This window comes from Trebonia sp. (assembly GCF_030042015.1).
GTDB lineage: Bacteria > Actinomycetota > Actinomycetes > Streptosporangiales > Streptosporangiaceae > Trebonia.
The window spans coordinates 1-15,645 of sequence record NZ_JASIAL010000058.1 but is presented as its reverse complement, the minus strand read 5'-3'; the positions used below and the strand labels follow the sequence as shown (position 1 = coordinate 15,645).

Annotated in this window: 16 protein-coding genes; 10 read left to right on the top strand and 6 right to left on the bottom strand. The window is 69.3% G+C overall.

Annotated elements, in window-relative coordinates; translation table 11 throughout:
* Window positions 1–576: 576 nt before the first annotated feature.
* Window positions 577–1,224, bottom strand: coding sequence for a DUF3043 domain-containing protein (locus tag Q1N79_RS02860; RefSeq protein ID WP_300603907.1), 648 nt, complete (start codon window positions 1,222–1,224; stop codon window positions 577–579).
* A gap of 171 nt (window positions 1,225–1,395) precedes the next feature.
* Between Q1N79_RS02860 and Q1N79_RS02855 the strand changes: the two genes are divergently transcribed.
* The 7 genes from Q1N79_RS02855 to Q1N79_RS02825 all read left to right on the top strand — a co-directional run bounded on the left by Q1N79_RS02855 (window position 1,396) and on the right by Q1N79_RS02825 (window position 6,838).
* Window positions 1,396–2,208, top strand: a complete 813-nt coding sequence (locus Q1N79_RS02855; protein WP_300603904.1) for a PspA/IM30 family protein — start codon at window positions 1,396–1,398, stop codon at window positions 2,206–2,208.
* Window positions 2,205–2,498 carry a hypothetical protein gene (locus Q1N79_RS02850; protein WP_300603902.1) on the top strand — a complete coding sequence of 98 codons (294 nt, stop codon included), beginning with the start codon at window positions 2,205–2,207 and terminating at the stop codon, window positions 2,496–2,498. Before Q1N79_RS02855 ends, Q1N79_RS02850 begins: the two co-directional genes overlap by 4 nt.
* Window positions 2,499–2,674: 176 nt before the next feature.
* Window positions 2,675–3,649 carry a zinc metalloprotease HtpX gene (htpX, locus tag Q1N79_RS02845; protein ID WP_300603899.1) on the top strand — a complete coding sequence of 325 codons (975 nt, stop codon included), beginning with the start codon at window positions 2,675–2,677 and terminating at the stop codon, window positions 3,647–3,649.
* Entirely contained in the window at window positions 3,649–4,233 is a 585-nt protein-coding gene (locus Q1N79_RS02840) for a hypothetical protein (RefSeq protein WP_300603897.1), read from the top strand. Before htpX ends, Q1N79_RS02840 begins: the two co-directional genes overlap by 1 nt.
* A 94-nt stretch (window positions 4,234–4,327) precedes the next feature.
* Complete coding sequence (locus tag Q1N79_RS02835) at window positions 4,328–4,678, top strand: iron-sulfur cluster assembly accessory protein (protein ID WP_300603894.1); 351 nt, start codon at window positions 4,328–4,330, stop codon at window positions 4,676–4,678.
* Window positions 4,679–4,706: 28 nt separating this feature from the next.
* Window positions 4,707–5,681, top strand: a complete 975-nt coding sequence (locus Q1N79_RS02830; protein WP_300603892.1) for a carbohydrate kinase family protein — start codon at window positions 4,707–4,709, stop codon at window positions 5,679–5,681.
* 134 nt (window positions 5,682–5,815) lie between these two features.
* Window positions 5,816–6,838, top strand: coding sequence for a cytochrome c oxidase assembly protein (locus tag Q1N79_RS02825; protein ID WP_300603890.1), 1,023 nt, complete (start codon window positions 5,816–5,818; stop codon window positions 6,836–6,838).
* Between the two features lie 19 nt (window positions 6,839–6,857).
* Here Q1N79_RS02825 and Q1N79_RS02820 read toward each other — a convergent pair whose 3' ends face one another.
* Window positions 6,858–7,079 (bottom strand): sulfurtransferase TusA family protein, encoded by a 222-nt coding sequence (locus Q1N79_RS02820; protein WP_300603887.1) that lies wholly within the window; start codon window positions 7,077–7,079, stop codon window positions 6,858–6,860.
* Window positions 7,080–7,543: 464 nt separating this feature from the next.
* Between Q1N79_RS02820 and coxB the strand changes: the two genes are divergently transcribed.
* Genes coxB through Q1N79_RS02805 form a run of 3 tightly spaced genes read left to right on the top strand, consistent with a single transcriptional unit; the run spans window position 7,544 to window position 10,488 of the window.
* Complete coding sequence (gene coxB / locus Q1N79_RS02815; RefSeq protein WP_300603885.1) at window positions 7,544–8,371, top strand: cytochrome c oxidase subunit II; 828 nt, start codon at window positions 7,544–7,546, stop codon at window positions 8,369–8,371.
* Window positions 8,372–8,403: 32 nt separating this feature from the next.
* Window positions 8,404–10,080, top strand: a complete 1,677-nt coding sequence (gene ctaD / locus Q1N79_RS02810) for a cytochrome c oxidase subunit I (RefSeq protein WP_300603912.1) — start codon at window positions 8,404–8,406, stop codon at window positions 10,078–10,080.
* A 12-nt stretch (window positions 10,081–10,092) separates the two neighbouring features.
* Window positions 10,093–10,488, top strand: coding sequence for a cytochrome c oxidase subunit 4 (locus Q1N79_RS02805; RefSeq protein WP_300603883.1), 396 nt, complete (start codon window positions 10,093–10,095; stop codon window positions 10,486–10,488).
* Between the two features lie 82 nt (window positions 10,489–10,570).
* On the opposite strand, the gene Q1N79_RS02800 is transcribed toward Q1N79_RS02805, so the two are convergent.
* The 4 genes from Q1N79_RS02800 to Q1N79_RS02785 all read right to left on the bottom strand — a co-directional run bounded on the left by Q1N79_RS02800 (window position 10,571) and on the right by Q1N79_RS02785 (window position 15,589).
* A complete protein-coding gene (locus tag Q1N79_RS02800; protein ID WP_300603880.1) occupies window positions 10,571–12,217 on the bottom strand; it encodes a serine/threonine-protein kinase in 1,647 nt (548 codons plus the stop codon).
* A gap of 25 nt (window positions 12,218–12,242) precedes the next feature.
* Complete coding sequence (locus Q1N79_RS02795; RefSeq protein ID WP_300603877.1) at window positions 12,243–12,809, bottom strand: hypothetical protein; 567 nt, start codon at window positions 12,807–12,809, stop codon at window positions 12,243–12,245.
* Window positions 12,810–13,292: 483 nt separating this feature from the next.
* Window positions 13,293–14,789, bottom strand: a complete 1,497-nt coding sequence (locus Q1N79_RS02790; protein WP_300603874.1) for an FAD-binding oxidoreductase — start codon at window positions 14,787–14,789, stop codon at window positions 13,293–13,295.
* Window positions 14,790–14,860: 71 nt separating this feature from the next.
* Window positions 14,861–15,589 carry a response regulator transcription factor gene (locus Q1N79_RS02785; protein ID WP_300603909.1) on the bottom strand — a complete coding sequence of 243 codons (729 nt, stop codon included), beginning with the start codon at window positions 15,587–15,589 and terminating at the stop codon, window positions 14,861–14,863.
* Between the last annotated feature and the right edge of the window lie 56 nt (window positions 15,590–15,645).

Here is a 15,645-nt window from a genome sequence, read left to right as displayed (position 1 = left end):
GCTCCGGCCCCGCGCTGTCCCGGCTGCCCCGGGCACACCGGGCGCATCGGGTGCCCGGGCCGCACTGCGGTTTCCCCCGCCGCCGGGCCCCGCGTGTACCCTGCGCCGCCCGCGTCGCGCGCCCGGCGGGATGCCTGAATTAACTGCCCCGGGGATGGCAGATGACGCTTGGCTCAGGCATCTGCGCGCAGCGATCGCAGCGGTCGCGGCTGCCCGGCGCGGGTACCCGCGGATGAGCCGGATCCGTGCCCGGCCGTGACCCCCGCCGTCCCCTGCTGCCCGTGCTGCTGGCGTGCCCGCCCGGGGTGTGCGGTTCATGATCATGGGCCGGAGGTGGCCACGGGTGGTCCCGTTTGACCCGTGATCATGGTCCATGGGCGGTTTCCGGGGGGTGGTTCACCGCTGGACGGGGGAATGTCGGCTATGTGGCCGCCGCTGGCGGGGTTGACCCGTGACCTGCCCTGCGCCGCAGAGGGGCCAGCGGCCACGGCTGGCACCTTCTGTGACCGAAGACGGCTCACGTGGTGACCGCAGCACTCACGGTCGGCTCACTAGCCGGGCGGCTCCGCCGCCCGGCTAGAACGGGTCGCCCGGCTTGAGCCTGGGTGCGGGCATGCGGAACCGGCGGATCTGCAGAGCGCGCATCACCGCGTACGTCGTCATGCCGCGGGTGGACTCGTTAGGGAACCGCTCGGCGGCCAGCTTGTGCAGCGCACGGCGGATCACGAACGCGTCGACGGCGACGACCGCGATGAGCACAAGCACGAACGGCGAGACGTAGTCATTGAGCACTTTGTTGCGCGACAGCAGCGCGACCAGCAGCACGAGCAGCACGTACATGTAGTACTCGCTTGGCCGCCTGTGCGCGTCCACGTAGTCGCGGGCCAGCTTGCGGATGGGGCCGCGGTCGCGCGGGCCAAGGGCCCACTCCTCCCCGCGCCGCATGGCGTTCATCCGCCGGTCGCGTTCGGTCCGCGCCCTGGTCTTCTCCTCCGGCGTGGCCTTGCGCTTGGGCGCGGTGCCCGTGCTCGGACCGCGCCCGCTCGTGGTGGACCCGGTGATGGACTGGTACCTCGTGCGCTCGGCCTCACTGCGCTTGGGCGTGGGCCGGCCCTTGCCCGTCTCGGCGGGCGGCCTGGTCTTGGCCGGGGCTTCCTGGCTGGTCGCGCCCGGGGAATCCTGGGCCTTGCCGTCGGTCGCCCCGGCGCTGCTGCGTCGGAACACGGGCATAGCTTAAAACCTCCTGCGGGTGATCGTGGCCGGGGTAGATAAGTGGCTAACCACGCGCGGTAGCGCGTAGGGTTGATTGCGATGAGCAGGCGGCAATACGCTGCCGCCGACGGCGCCGTGCCGCCCGGGGCGGCGCACAGCTTGATGAAGGGGACGGCCGCGTCTATGAGCGTGATGAAGCGAGTCTCGCTGATATTCCGGGCCAAGGCCAACAAGGCGCTGGACCGGATGGAAGACCCTCGCGAGACCCTGGACTATTCGTACCAGCAGCAGGTCGAGATGCTGACCCGGGTCAGGCGCGGGGTCGCGGACGTGGCCACCTCGCGCAAGCGGGTCGAGCTCCAGATGAACTCGCTGCAGAAGGAGGTCGACCGCCGGGACGGCCAGGCGCGCGACGCGCTGAGCAAGGGCCGCGAGGACCTGGCGCGCGCCGCCCTGCAGAACAAGGCCAGCCTGCAGGGGCAGCTCAACGACCTGCAGGGCCAGTACGCACAACTGCAGGAGCAGGAAGAGAAGCTGACCCTCGCGTCGCAGCGGCTGCAGGCCAAGGTGGACGCCTTCCGCACGAAGAAGGAGACCATCAAGGCGACATACACCGCCGCCGAGGCGCAAACGCGTATCAATGAGGCCTTTTCCGGAATTTCCGAGGAAATGGGCGATGTCGGGCTGGCGATCCAGCGCGCCGAGGACAAGACGGCGCAGATGCAGGCGCGGGCCGGCGCGATCGACGAGCTGCTCGCCTCTGGGGCGCTCGAAGACCACGTCGGCGGGACGCAGGACGCTATCCAGATGGAACTCGACCGTATCGGGGCCGGGTCGGACATCGATGCCGAGCTGGCCAGGATGAAGGGCGAGCTATCGGCGAACGCGCCCCGGCAGATCGAGGCCAATTCCAACGGGGGCCCGGGCGCCGCGGACGGCACGGGAACAGCGGAGCCGCAGACGGCCGAGCAGCCGCAGGCAGGTGACGGGTCGTGATAGTGCGGATTCTGGGCGAAGGCCAGTTCCTGGTCGACGACGACGTGGCAGCCAAGCTGTCCACGCTGGATGCGGCACTGGACGCGGCCGTCGAGAAGGGCGACGAGCCCGCGTTCAAGGCGGCGCTCGACGCGTCGGTCCACCTCGTGCGCGAATCGGGGGCGCGGGTGCCTGACGACACGTTCGTGACGGCGGACGTCATCTTGCCGTTCTCGGACGCCACGATCGCCGAGGTGCGCCAGCTGCTGGCCGACGGAAGGATCCCTGGCGACTCGGTCGGCCAGCCGTAGCCGCCCTGTCATAGCCGGCCTGCCCGCGGAAAATCCGCTGTGAGCGGACACACGTCGCTCTGGGCGGACTTAGCGGAAGCGTTCAGCCTGCGTTGGGCGTTGTACGGGTAGATTTGCTTGTGGAGCCAGGCACGCGACAGACAGGACGCGGAGCCTGGCGCGATCGGAGGTGCCAAATGGCGCGTACGAGGTATGCGCCTGACCGGGGTCTGACCGTCCGTATGACGTTGACGATGTTCCTCCTCGGGCTGGTGTTCGTCGCGTTCGTCGCCCTCATCATCGGCATCATGGCCGCGGTGCACGCTTCTGGCGCCGCGATCGTGGTCATCGCCCTCATCTTCGGCGGCGGCGCCGCGTTCATATCGCTTTTCTACTCTGACAAGATCGCGCTGGCCGCGGCAGGGGCCAGGGAGGTCTCCCCGCAGGAAGCGCCGGAGCTGCACGGCATCGTGGACCGGCTGTGCGCGCTCGCGAACATGGACAAGCCGCGGGTGGCGATCGCCCCCACCCGGATGCCCAACGCGTTCGCGACCGGGCGCAACAGCAAGCATGCGGTGCTGTGCGTCACCGAGGGGCTGCTGCACGGCGGGCTGACCAACGAGGAGCTCGAGGGCGTGCTCGCGCACGAGCTGTCGCACGTGGCGCACAAGGACGTCCAGGTGATGACCTACGCGTCGCTGCTGGCCATCGTGGCCGGCCTGCTCGTGCGGTTCGCGTTCTACTCGGAACTGTTCGGCGGCGGCCGCAGGAGCAACAACCAGAGCGCGCTGCCGATCCTCTTGGCGATCATGCTGGTGTCGGCGGTGGTGTACGCGATCAGCTTCCTGCTGATCCGGCTGCTGTCCCGGTACCGCGAGCTGTCCGCGGACCGCAGCGGAGCGCTGCTGACCGGCCAGCCGAGCGCGCTGGCGAGCGCGCTGGTCAAGGTGAGCAACGGGATGGCGCGCATCCCGACGCAGGACCTGCGCTCCGCCGAGCCGCTGAACGCGTTCTACTTCGCCCCAGCGATGAAGCTCACCCGCGGCGGCGGTGCCGGCGGCGGTGGCGGGCCGAGCCTGGCCGCGATCTTCTCCACGCACCCGTCGCTTGAGCGCCGGCTCGCGGAGCTCGAGAAGATCCAGCGCCAGCTTGGCCAGGCGGCCCCCCGCTAATGGGCTTCCTCGACGTCCTGCTCGGCCGGACCAAACCGGTCCAGCCGAAGCTGGACGACCTGTTCGCGCTCCCGTCCGCGGCGATCACGCTGCAGGCGGCGACCGGGTTCACGCCCACCGGGTCGGGTTCGGTGTGCTTCCGGTCGGTCGAGGGCAAGACGTTCTCCGACATCCAGGACGACGTGCGGGACCTGCTCAACATGGACACGGGAAAGCCGGGCGGCGGCTTGCCCGTGGAGGTGAGCCGGGACTCCTACGGGTTCACCTGGCTGGTCAGCTCGCACATGTCCGACGAGCTGGACGCGCTGGTCACCGACCTGCACGCGGTGAACAGCGCGCTGGTGGACAACGGCTTCGGCCCGCAGCTCCTGTGCACGCTCGTGGCCTTCAGGGACAGCGCCGAACGCAGGCTCGCGCTGGTGTACCTGTACAAGCGGGGCACGTTCTACCCGTTCGCGCCGCTGTCGGGGGAGCACCGCGACAACGCGCTGGAGCTGCAGATGAAGGGCGTGCTCGGCGATGACCTGAAGATCGAGCCCGACCTGACCAAGTGGTTCCCTGTGTGGGGAGCGCCCGGCATCTAGGGGCGGTCGTGCGGAATGCCGGGCCCGGGCATATGGTTGATGAGGAACGACAGTGCCGCGCGGGCGGCAGAACCGAGACGGGAGCAAGTCACAGATGACCGTTCAGGACGAAGCGACGCGCGAGGGCGTCATCCTCACCGACGCCGCCGCCGTCAAGGTCGGCGCGCTGCTGAGCCAGGAGGGCCGGGATGACCTGCGGCTGCGCGTCGCCGTGCAGCCGGGCGGATGCTCCGGACTGCGTTACCAGCTGTACTTCGACGAGCGCTCGTTCGACGGCGACATCGTGGCGGAGTTCAGCGGCGTCGAGGTGGTCACCGACAAGATGAGCGCCCCCTACCTGACCGGCGCGACCATCGACTTCGTGGACACCATCGAGAAGCAGGGCTTCACGATCGACAACCCGAACGCGACGGGCTCCTGCGCCTGCGGCGATTCCTTCCACTGACGCACGCCGCGCGCGGTAACCTCGCTCAATGCGCATAGCCGTCACCGGGTCGATCGCGACCGACCACCTGATGATGTTCTCTGGCAAGTTCACCGACACGCTGATCGCTGAAAAGCTGGACAAGGTGTCGGTGTCGTTCCTCGTCGGCGACCTGGAGATCAGGCGCGGCGGCGTCGCGGGCAACATCTCGTTCGGCCTTGGCTGCCTGGGGCTTAAGCCGCTGCTTGTCGGCAGCGTAGGCGCGGACTTCGCCGAATACCGCGCCTGGCTGGAGGCGCACGGCGTCGACACCTCCGGGGTGCAGACGTCGGCGACGCGGCACACCGCCCGCTTCACCGCCACGAACGACACCGAGGGAAACCAGATCGCGTCGTTCTACCCCGGCGCGATGAGCGAGGACAGCTCGATCGACATCGCCTCCTTCGCCGCCGCGCATGACGTCGAGCTGGTGCTGATCGGCGCGGGCGACCCGGCCGCGATGCAGCGGTTCACCGCCGACTGCCGCGCCGCGGGCGTCCCGTTCGCCGCGGACTTCTCCCAGCAGGTCGCCTTCCTCGACGGCGAGTCGATGCGCCCGCTCATCGACGGCGCGGCCTACCTGTTCTGCAACGAGTACGAGGAAGCGGTCATCGAATCCAAGACCGGCTGGAGCAACGCCGACATCCTGGAGCGCGTGGGCACGCGGGTCATCACGCTCGGCTCGGCCGGCGCCCGGGTGGAACGGCAGGGGGCGCCGCCGGTCGTCGTCGGCCCGGTCCCTGACGCGAAGTTCGTCGAGCCGACCGGCGCGGGCGACGCGTTCCGCTCCGGCTTCCTCGCCGCGACGGCCTGGGGCTTGTCCACCGAGCGCGCTATCCAGCTCGGCAACCTGATGGCCGTCCACGTCCTGGAGACGATCGGCCCGCAGGAGTACGACCTCAAGCCTGGCCCGCTGACCGAGCGCGCCGCCGTCGCGTACGGCGACGAGGCCGCGAAGGAAATCGCCGCCCACCTGGTCGCCTAGCCAGCCGCCACGGTTTTCCCTTCTGTCCCACCCGTCCCGCAGGGCGGTGGGCGGCCGGGATGACAGGCGTGACCGGCAGTCGGCTGCGCCGGCCTCGCGGAGCGGGTGGTCCCGCGGAGCGGTAGCGTAGCCGCATGGGCGCGCTCGCATCGGGATACCATGGACCGCCACAGCTGACGCTCGGGCGCGCATTCACCCAGTGGACCGCCGACGTGCCGATGATCGCGCTCGTCGTCGTGCTCGGCGCATGCTACCTCGCGGGAGTCTGGCGGGTCCGCCGCGGCGGCGGCAGCTGGGCGACCGGGCGGGCGGTGGCATTCTGCGGGATCGGCCTTGGCGCGCTGGTGCTGGCCACGATGTCCTGGATCGGCGCGTACCAGGGGGTGCTGTTCTACGCCCGGGCCACGCAGACCGTGCTCCTGGTGCTGCTTGTGCCGCTGTTCCTGGCCATGGGCAAGCCGCTCACGCTGCTCGGTGCCGCGTACCCCGCCGCCGGGCGGCGGGTCGGCAAGATCGTGCGCAGCCGCGCCGCCGTCGTCGTGACGTTCCCCGCGATCACCACGCTGGCGCTGGTCGCCGTGCCGATGACGATGTACTTCACGTCCTGGTACACGGCGGTCTTCCACAGCGGGACGACGCGCGAGCTTACCTACCTCGTGCTGATGGTGCCGGGGTACGTGTTCTTCTGGACGCTGCTGCGGGTCGACCCGGTACCCAGGCAGTACCCGTACGGGGTCGGGATGTGGATCACCGCCGCCGAGGTGGTCGGCGACGCGTTCTTCGGCATCGCGGTGATCGCGGACACCAACGTGATCGCCGCCCCTTACTACCACGCGGTCGGGTACCCGTGGGGCCCCAGCCTGGCCACCAGCCAGGTCCTCGGCGGCGGGATCATCTGGATCCTCGGCGACCTCGTAGGGCTGCCGTTCCTTGGCGTGCAGCTGATCCAGATGATGCGCGAGGATCAGGCCGAGGCGGCCGAGGTCGACGCCGAACTCGACGCGAAGGAAGCCGCCAGCGAAGCCAGGGCAGCTGGGGAAGCCGCGACGGAAGCCGCCAGCGTAAGCCCGGTCGCGGGCGGCGAGCCGGCGGACACCGCCGATGACGACCGCCCCTGGTGGGAGAGCGATCCCCGGTTCACCGAGCGCTTCAAGTGAGGCGCGAGACGTAGCCGGGTCAGTAGCGGCGGCGGATGCCGAACGCCCAGCCTGACTCCAGTTCGTCGCGGTACACGAACTCATGCGACTTCATCCCGCACCAGGCCGGGACGTCGCTGTATGCGGCCGGGTCGTCGGCGAGCACCGCGATCACCGCCCCGATGGGCACGTCGCGGATCTGCTCGGCCAGCATGATGATCGGGATCGGGCACTTGCGGCCCAGGGCGTCGATCGTCAGCACCGGTGGTTCCGGCGTCGCCGCCCAGGGGGGCACGGGGGGACGGGCAGTCCCCCCGTGCGGGGGGTCCCCGGGGGGTCGTCCCCCGGGGACAATAAGGCCGAACCAGTTACGGTTCACGCGATCACGTCCACGTCCCCAATACTGCCCTGGCCGCCGGTGACTACGCGAGTAATACGCAAAGAAGCCAGCTGACTGCGGCGTGTCGCCAAACCACCCACATGGCGCGGAACGCCGGGGGTCCCCTACGGCGCCGCGAAGGCGCGCGATACTGTTTCCACGACACGCTGTAGAAGAACGCGGACCGGCCCCAAGACCGTGGGTGCCGGCGCTGTTGGCCGGCTAGTCCGTGCCAACATGCCACAGGTAAGCACTGGCTGGTTTGTGCCGGCAGGCAAGCACTGGCTGGCGTGAGCCACCGGGCCGGCTGGTCTGTGCCAACAGGTGGGAAGGGAAGGGGCGCTCACTTGACTCTGTTCCGCCGGCAGGGCGCGCCGGGCGCGCGCGGCACCGCCGCGCGCCGCCGTGGCCGCCGGGCCAACGCGGTGCGCGCTGGCGTGCTTGTCGTCCTCCTGCTCGCCCTCACGGGATGCGCGAACGACACGCTCACCCGCCTCGGCTTCCCGAATCCCGTCACCGAGCAGGGCAAGGTGACGCTCAGCCTGTGGCAGGGGTCGTGGATCGCCGGGCTGCTCGTCGGCTGCGTGGTGTGGGGGCTGATCCTCTGGGCGGTCATCTTCCACCGCAAGCGCGGCGACAAGCTACCGCCGCAGGTCCGCTACAACATGCCGATCGAGATCCTCTACACGGTCGTGCCGTTCGTCCTCATCGCGGTGCTCTTCTACTACACCGCAAAGGACGAGAACTACATCGACTCGCTGTCCGCCAAGCCGGCCGTCACGGTGAACGTGATCGGCTTCCAGTGGAGCTGGGAGTTCAACTACCCGCAGTACGACGTCACCAGCGACGGTTACATGTGGGGCTTCGGCCCGCTGCCGGTGCTTGAGATCCCGGTCGGGGAGGTCATCAGGTTCAACCTGACCTCGACCGACGTGGTCCACGCCTTCTGGGTGCCGCAGTTCCTGTTCAAGCGGGACGTCATCCCCGGCCACCCGAACCACTTCCAGATCACCGCGACGCAGACCGGCACGTTCACCGGTCACTGCAGCGAGCTCTGCGGCGTTTACCACAGCAGGATGCTGTTCACCGTGAACATCGTGACTCCTGCGCAATTCAAGCAGTGGATCACCCACGAGAAGGCGATTCAGAACACATCTGCAGGGAGCACCCAGTGACGACGCTTGACCAGCGGGAGGCGGCCCGCGCGGTGGCCCGGGCGCGGAAGACCGAGCGCAAGGGCTCGGTCCTCGCGGGCTGGCTCTCGTCCACCGACCACAAGATCATCGGCCACCTGTACCTGATCACGTCGTTCATCTTCTTCCTGGCCGCCGGCGTCATGGCGCTGCTGATGCGGATCCAGCTCATGGGCCCGACGAACACCGTGGTATCGGACCAGCAGTACAACGAGCTGTTCACCATGCACGGCACGATCATGCTGCTGCTGTTCGCGACCCCGCTGTTCGTGGGATTCGCGAACGAGCTGATACCGCTGCAGATCGGCTCGCCCGACGTGGCGTTCCCGCGGCTGAACCTGCTCAGCTACTACCTGTTCACCTTCGGCGGGCTGATCCTGCTGGCCAGCTTCCTGGCGCCCGGCGGCTCCGCCTCGTTCGGCTGGTACGCGTACTCGCCGCTGACCAGCGCGACGTACTCGCCCGGCGTCGGCGCCGACATGTGGATCATGGGCCTGGTGCTGTCCGGGTTCGGCACGATCCTGGGCGGAGTGAACTTCGTCACGACGATCTTCTGCATGCGGGCACCCGGCATGACGATGTTCCGGATGCCGATCTTCACGTGGAACGCGCTCCTGACCTCCATGCTGATCCTGCTGGCCTTCCCCGTGCTCGCGGCCGCGCTGCTCGTGCTCGAGATCGACCGGCGGCTGGGCGCGCAGGTGTTCGCCGCCAACAGCGGCGGCGCGATCTTGTGGCAGAACCTGTTCTGGTTCTTCGGCCATCCCGAGGTCTACATCCTCGCGCTGCCGTTCTTCGGCATAGCCACGGAGATCCTGCCGGTGTTCGCGCGCAAGCCGCTGTTCGGCTACAAGACGCTGATCGCCGCGACGATCGCGATCGCCGGCCTGTCGATGACCGTGTGGGCGCACCACATGTTCACCACCGGCGCGGTCCTGCTGCCGTTCTTCTCGTTCATGACGTTCCTGATCGCGGTGCCCACCGGGGTGAAGTTCTTCAACTGGGCGGGCACGATCTGGCGCGGCCAGCTCTCGTTCGAGCCGCCGATGCTGTACACGATCGGCTTCCTGATCGTGTTCCTGTTCGGCGGCATCACCGGCATCATCCTGGCCTCCCCGCCGCTGGACTTCGCGGTTTCGGACTCCTATTTCGTGGTGGCGCACTTCCACTACGTGCTCGCCGGGACCGTGATGTTCGAGATGTTCGCCGGGCTGTACTTCTGGTGGCCGAAGATGACCGGCAAGATGCTCAACAGCAAGCTCGGCAAGGTCCAGTTCTGGTTCTTGTTCATCGGCTTCAACATGACGTTCCTCGTCCAGCACTGGACGGGCGTCGAGGGCCAGGTCCGCCGCACGGCGAACTACCCGTTCCTGCCGGGGAACGTGACGACGCTGAACATCATCTCCACCGTCGGGTCGTGGGTCCTCGCGCTGTCGGTGCTGATGTTCATCTGGAACGTGTACGTCACCGCGCGGTTCGGCGAGCGGGTGACGGAGGAAGACCCGTGGGGCTACTGCAGCTCACTTGAGTGGGCCACCTCGTGCCCGCCGCCGCGGCACAACTTCTACCGCATCCCCCGCATCCGGTCCGAGCGGCCTGCGTTCGAGGCGCACTACCCGCACATCAAGGCGGGCCGCGAGTCCATGGGCCTCGAACAGCAAATCCCCGCGATCAGCGCAGCGAAGAAGTAGGGGGGCGGCGACATGAGGGTCGAAGGCTGGCTTTTCCTCGGGTGCGGCATCTTCTTCATCGGCGCCGACGTGGTCTACTGGTACACCTCGTACGACCCGACAGGGACGACCGCGCTCGCCCTCGCGGTCGGCCTGGCCATCCTGGCCGGGTTCTACGTGCTGTTCACCGGCCGCCGGCTGCCGCCGCGACCGGAGGACAACCCGGAAGGCGAGATCGCCGAGGGCACCGGCGAGGTCGGCTTCTTCAGCCCGCACAGCTGGTGGCCGCTGTTCCTTGGCCTGTCCGCCGCGGTGACCGCGCTCGGCTTCGCGTTCGGGTGGTGGCTGGTCCTGATCGGCCTGCTGTTCGTGGTGTTCTCGACGATCGGGTTCGTCTTCGAGTACTACAGGGGCCACTTCAGCCACTGAGCAGGAAAAGAATTATTATCCCGAACGGAGGCCTGACTTCGCGCCCCGCGCCAGCGGACTGTGCGGACGGGCCACCTGTCCGCTAGGGGAGCTTGAGGCCGCTGAGTTCGCCGGCCAGATCTCCTCCTGAGCCCCAGCTCAGCGTGAATGGCTGAGTCAGCTTGCCGGCATCAGGGAATATCGCGTAGCTCATGCTGGACTGACCCGCTCCGACATCGTAATTGATCGCGTTCGGGTGCTGTGAGCAGAACGTGGCAATCGACGAAATCGTCTGGCCGTTGCCGAAGGTCACCGTCTCCAAGTCCGCACCGGTGACGCCCGAGCACGTCAGCTGGCCGGCCGTCGAACCGGTATTGGTGTACTCGACGATGAACTCGGCCTCGCCGGAGGCGAGCACGTCGATACTGGCCAGGGTCAGGGTCCAGGGACTGTCGTCCGTGATCACGCGGTTGACCGGATAATCCCCAGGCGCGACCGACGGCTGAAGCGAGACCGGGTGGACGGAGACCGCGGAGTGACTCGCCGACTGGCCGGCCGAACCCGCCGGGCCGGGCGGGCTCGGTGAATGGCCGGTGACGGCGAAGGTCACGCCGGCCGCCACGACTGCGGCCGCGGCGGCCACCGTGAGGACGGTGCCCAGCGACCTGAGGTATCGCAGATGAGCGAGATGCTCAAGATGCAAAATATGCCGCAGGTGCCACTGGTGTTGCTCGGCGCGGGTCTCCCGGCCCTGCCCGCCCCGCTGGGAGTTCCGGGCTTCCCGAGCCTGCTGGGGGCGGTCCCCCCCGGTTTGTGGTGCGTTCTGGCCCTGCAGGCGGACCTGCTCGGCGGTGAAGCCGTGCAGCGCGGGGATCCCGGCGCCCCCGGACGGCCACAGGGCGGCGAGGAGCAGCGCCGCCTCGCCGAGGTTGGTTCGGCCGTGAAGCTGCCAGTCCCGGCCGTACGCCCCCGCGGCAGCGGTGCGGAGATCGGTGGCGAGGGCGCCGGCGTCGGCGGGCCGGTAGGCGGGGTTCTTGGCCATCCCGCGGGCCACCAGCGACCGCAGCGGCTCGGGCACCGGCTCCATCGGCACCGGCTCGGTGCGATGCTGGTACATCAGCGTCTGCAGGGTCTGCCCGGTGAACGGCGGATGGCCGGCCAGGCACTCGTAGAAGGTGGCGGTGGCCGCGTAGACGTCGCTGGCCGGGGTGGCCGGGGCGCCGTCGAACTGCTCGGGCGGCGCGTAGGCCAGCGTGCCGGCCGCAGTCCCCGGTGTCCCGGCCCGCGCCGCGATGCCGAAATCGGTCAGCTTGCTCGCGCCGTACCCGTTGACCAGCACGTTCTCTGGCTTGTAATCCCGGTGCACCACCCCGCGCGCGTGCGCCGCCGCCAGGCCGAGCAGCGAGCCGAGCAGCACCACCAGGGCCGCCTCCGGCGTGGTCCTGCCCTGGCGTGTCAAGATCTCCCGCAGCGAGGTGCCGTCGATGAGCTCCATGACGATGGCCGCGCCCGCCGGCGATTCGACGTACTCATACAGCCGGACCACGTAGGGGTCATCCAGCGAGCTGAGCACGATCGCCTCGGCGCGGAACAGCTGCGCCGTGTGCGGGTCGGCAAGCATCTGCGGGTGCAGGTACTTGATCGCCACGGGCGTGCCCGTGGCGTCATGCCTGGCCAGCATCACGGTACCGAACCCGCCCGAGCCCAGCGGCTTCAGCGCGGTGTACCCGGGAACAGCCCAGTCGGTCACGAGGCCCGCCTCTCCGCGCCCGCCGTCAGCAGCTCACGATCACGTTGGCCGAGGCGCTTGCCCGCCCGGGACCCAGGACCTGCAAGGTGACCGTCTGCGCGATGCTGCCGTGGCCCTCGCCCTCGACCGCGGCGGTCACGTACACCGCGGACTGCCCGGACGCGACCGACTGGTTCTGCGGCTGCGGGGCCCCCGCCTGCGGCTTGAACACCCACTGGTAAGAGACGATCCCGGCCGCGCCTGTCGTGGTGATCCGCCCCGTCACGTCCACCGCGCACCCGTTTTTCGTCTCCTGGGTGATGGCTACCCCGGTCACCCCGAACGGCCCGTGGTGCAGCCGCAGGTAAATCACCACGACGGAAGCGATCAGCAAGGCGACGCTGAGTGCCGTGCGCGCCCGGCGGAACAGCCGGCGCCGCTGCCGGGGCGGGCCGGCCGGCAGCCCGGCGCGCCAGACCTGCTCGGCCGTCGGCCCGGCCTGGGGCGCGGAGACGGTCGAAGGCGCGGCGGCCGGGACCCCAGGCCCGCGCCTGACGATCTCCTGGGGGCGGCCGGCGCCGCCGAGCCCGGCGGTCGTCTGAGCCTGGATCAAGGTCCCCGGCGCCCCGGGCACCCCTGGCGCCCCTGGCGCTCCGGGGACCTCCGGCGTCTTGGCCGCGGGAACACCGGGACCGTACCTGAGGACTTGCGTCGGGGGGTGCGTCGGCGGGTGCGTCGGCGCGGCTTCGGTCGCCGGATGTGTCTGGGCAGTTGCCTGGCCAGCGTCAGACGGCCCGACGGATCCCGTCCCACCAGGCGAGCCCGCCATTAAATCCCCCTCGCGTCGGGCGATGACAGCACATGCCATCAAGACGTGGCATCGGGCCGAAGAAAACCCGCGCAGGCAACTGCCGCTTAGCCTGCATCCGGGTGTGCGTAAATCCCCCACCTGATGCCCCGTCCCAAGAATGGGGTGCGTGCGCGGCCTTGTCAATTCCGGAGCCGTGAAAACTCGAATAGGCCGTGGGCGATTGTTCGTGCCCGTGGTTTTCCGGTCATCGCCTAACGGCGCAATGGCAGCCGCCCGGCGCGTGGCTTAGCGCATGTGCCGCGGCCAGATACCCTGCTTGCCCGGCGACAGAATGCCGTTGGGATCGAGCACGTCCTTCAGCCGTTCGTTGAGCCGCCGCTGCGCGTGGTCACCGAAGTCGAACAGGTCGGCGACGACGTCCATGCTCTGGATGTTCGTGCGGTAGACGGGGTAGCCGGCCCGGGCGAGTTCGGCGGCCATTTCGTTATAGGCGGCGTAGGCGGCGCGCGTGGCCTGCTCATCACGGGTGTCGAACACGACCGCGCTGATGTTCAGCGCGGATCGCGGCAGCAGCACGATGCCGGCGCTGTACGTCAGGCCGTAGCGCGCGTAGAGCTCGCGCCGCAGCCGGATCGACTTGAGAACGTCGGCGCCGGTCAGCGGGCCGAGCGCGGAGAGGTCCAGGTGGCCGGCGTCCTCGCCGTTGAGTTTCTTGAACATCTCGAGCAGCTCAAGACCGGGGACGCCGCCCTGGACCTTGTCGTCGTGCATCGTCGCGCGGGAGCGCTCCTCGTCGCCGCGGTAGACGCGGCGGCCGACCGTCACGTCGCCGGCGCGCTCAAGCGCGTCGCGCACCGCCGCGTACTGGGCCTCGACAACGGGCTCGCGGCCGTACAGCGCGAAGCGGACCATCCAGCCGCCCTTGCGCGCGTCCCGTCCGCTTTCCGTGGGAGAGCCGAACCCGAGGAGCGGCTGGTTGGTGATGATCCCCTCGAACATCAGCTCGCGCAGCGCGTCGACGACGCCGGCCACGCGCTCCTCGTCGCGCCAGGTGGCGAACCCCGACACGTACACCTCGGGCGCCCGCATCAGCCACACGCCCATCTTCGTGACGATCCCGAAGTTCGACTGGAAGAACAGCCCCGCGTGGTTGGGCCCGTACGACTCGCGGAACAGGTGCCAGACCTTGCTCGTGCTGATCCCGCCCATGCCGGTGCGCAGCAGCTCGCCGTTGGCGAGCACGACTTCCATGCCGCACTGCGTCAAGGGGTGATCGCCGTATCTCGTGTAGCCGCGGCCGCTGTCGAGCGTGTTGCCCACCACGCTGCCCCATCCCAGATCGGGGATCGAGGGCCACAGGCGGTAGCCGCCGGCCTGCAGGTGGTCGTAGAGGTCGTAGAAGCGCACCCCGGGCTCGACGACCGCGTAGGCGAGCTCGTCGTCGACTTCGAGCACCCTGTTCATCTTGCGGAAGCTGACCTGGATCGAGCCGCGCACCCGGGGCGCCGGCCCGCCGTAGGCGTAGTTGCGGCCCTGGCCGAACGTCCACAGCGGGACGCGGAACGCGTTGGCGATCCGGACGATCTCCTGGACCTCCTCGACAGAGCCGGGGGTCACCACGGCCGCGCCTGTGTGCTCGTCGGAGCCCTTGTAGTCGTAGGGGTCGCGGTAGTCGAGCAGCTCGCCCGGGGACGTGATCACGTTGTCGTCCCCGAGCGTCGCGGCGAGCGCCCCCACCGCGTCCCGCACGACGTTCTCGTCCAGCTGGATGGTGTGCGTCATCGGTCACCTCCGGGGTCGGCCCGGCCAGTCCGGTCCGCGACAATGCATGACATACCCGGCACGCTCTCCCGTTACGCCGCGGACGCGAGTCCTGCCTGGTAGGCGATGATCACCAGCTGCACCCGGTCCCTGGCGCCGAGCTTGGTGAGCAGGTGCGCCACGTGCGTCTTGGCGGTGGCGGGGGAGATGATCAGCCGGTCGGCTATCTCCGCGTTCGACAGGCCGGTGGCCACGAGCCGGAGCACTTCGCACTCGCGCTCGGTGAGCAGCTGGGTGACCTGGCCAGCCCGCAGCGCGGGCGTGGCGGCCATGCCCGCCGCGGTCGCCGTGCCTGCCCCGATTCTCGTCCCGGCGGCCAGGGCCGACGCTGGCGTGCTGATGAACTCGCTGATCAGGCGGCGGGTGATGCTCGGCGCGAGCAGCGCCTCGCCGCCCGCGACGACCCGGATGGCCGTCAGCAGGTCGGCAGGAAGCGTGTCCTTGAGCAGGAATCCGCTCGCTCCGGCGCGCAGCGCCGCGAATACGTACTCGTCGAGGTCGAAGGTCGTCAGGATGACCACGCGCACGCCCGCCGACTCCGCCGCGGCGGTGATCTGGCGGGTGGCCTCGATGCCGTCGAGCACTGGCATCCGCACGTCCATGAGAACGACATCCGGTTTGGCGGCCCGGGCGACCTCGACGGCTTCTGCGCCGTTGGCGGCCTGGCCGACGACGGCGAACCCCGGCGTCGCGGCGATGATCCCGCAGAACCCCACGCGCACCAGTGCCTGGTCGTCGGCGACCGCGACCGAGATCGTCATGCGGTGCCGCCGCCGGCCGCGCCGCGGCCTGCCGCGCCGGCGCTCACCAGGCCGGC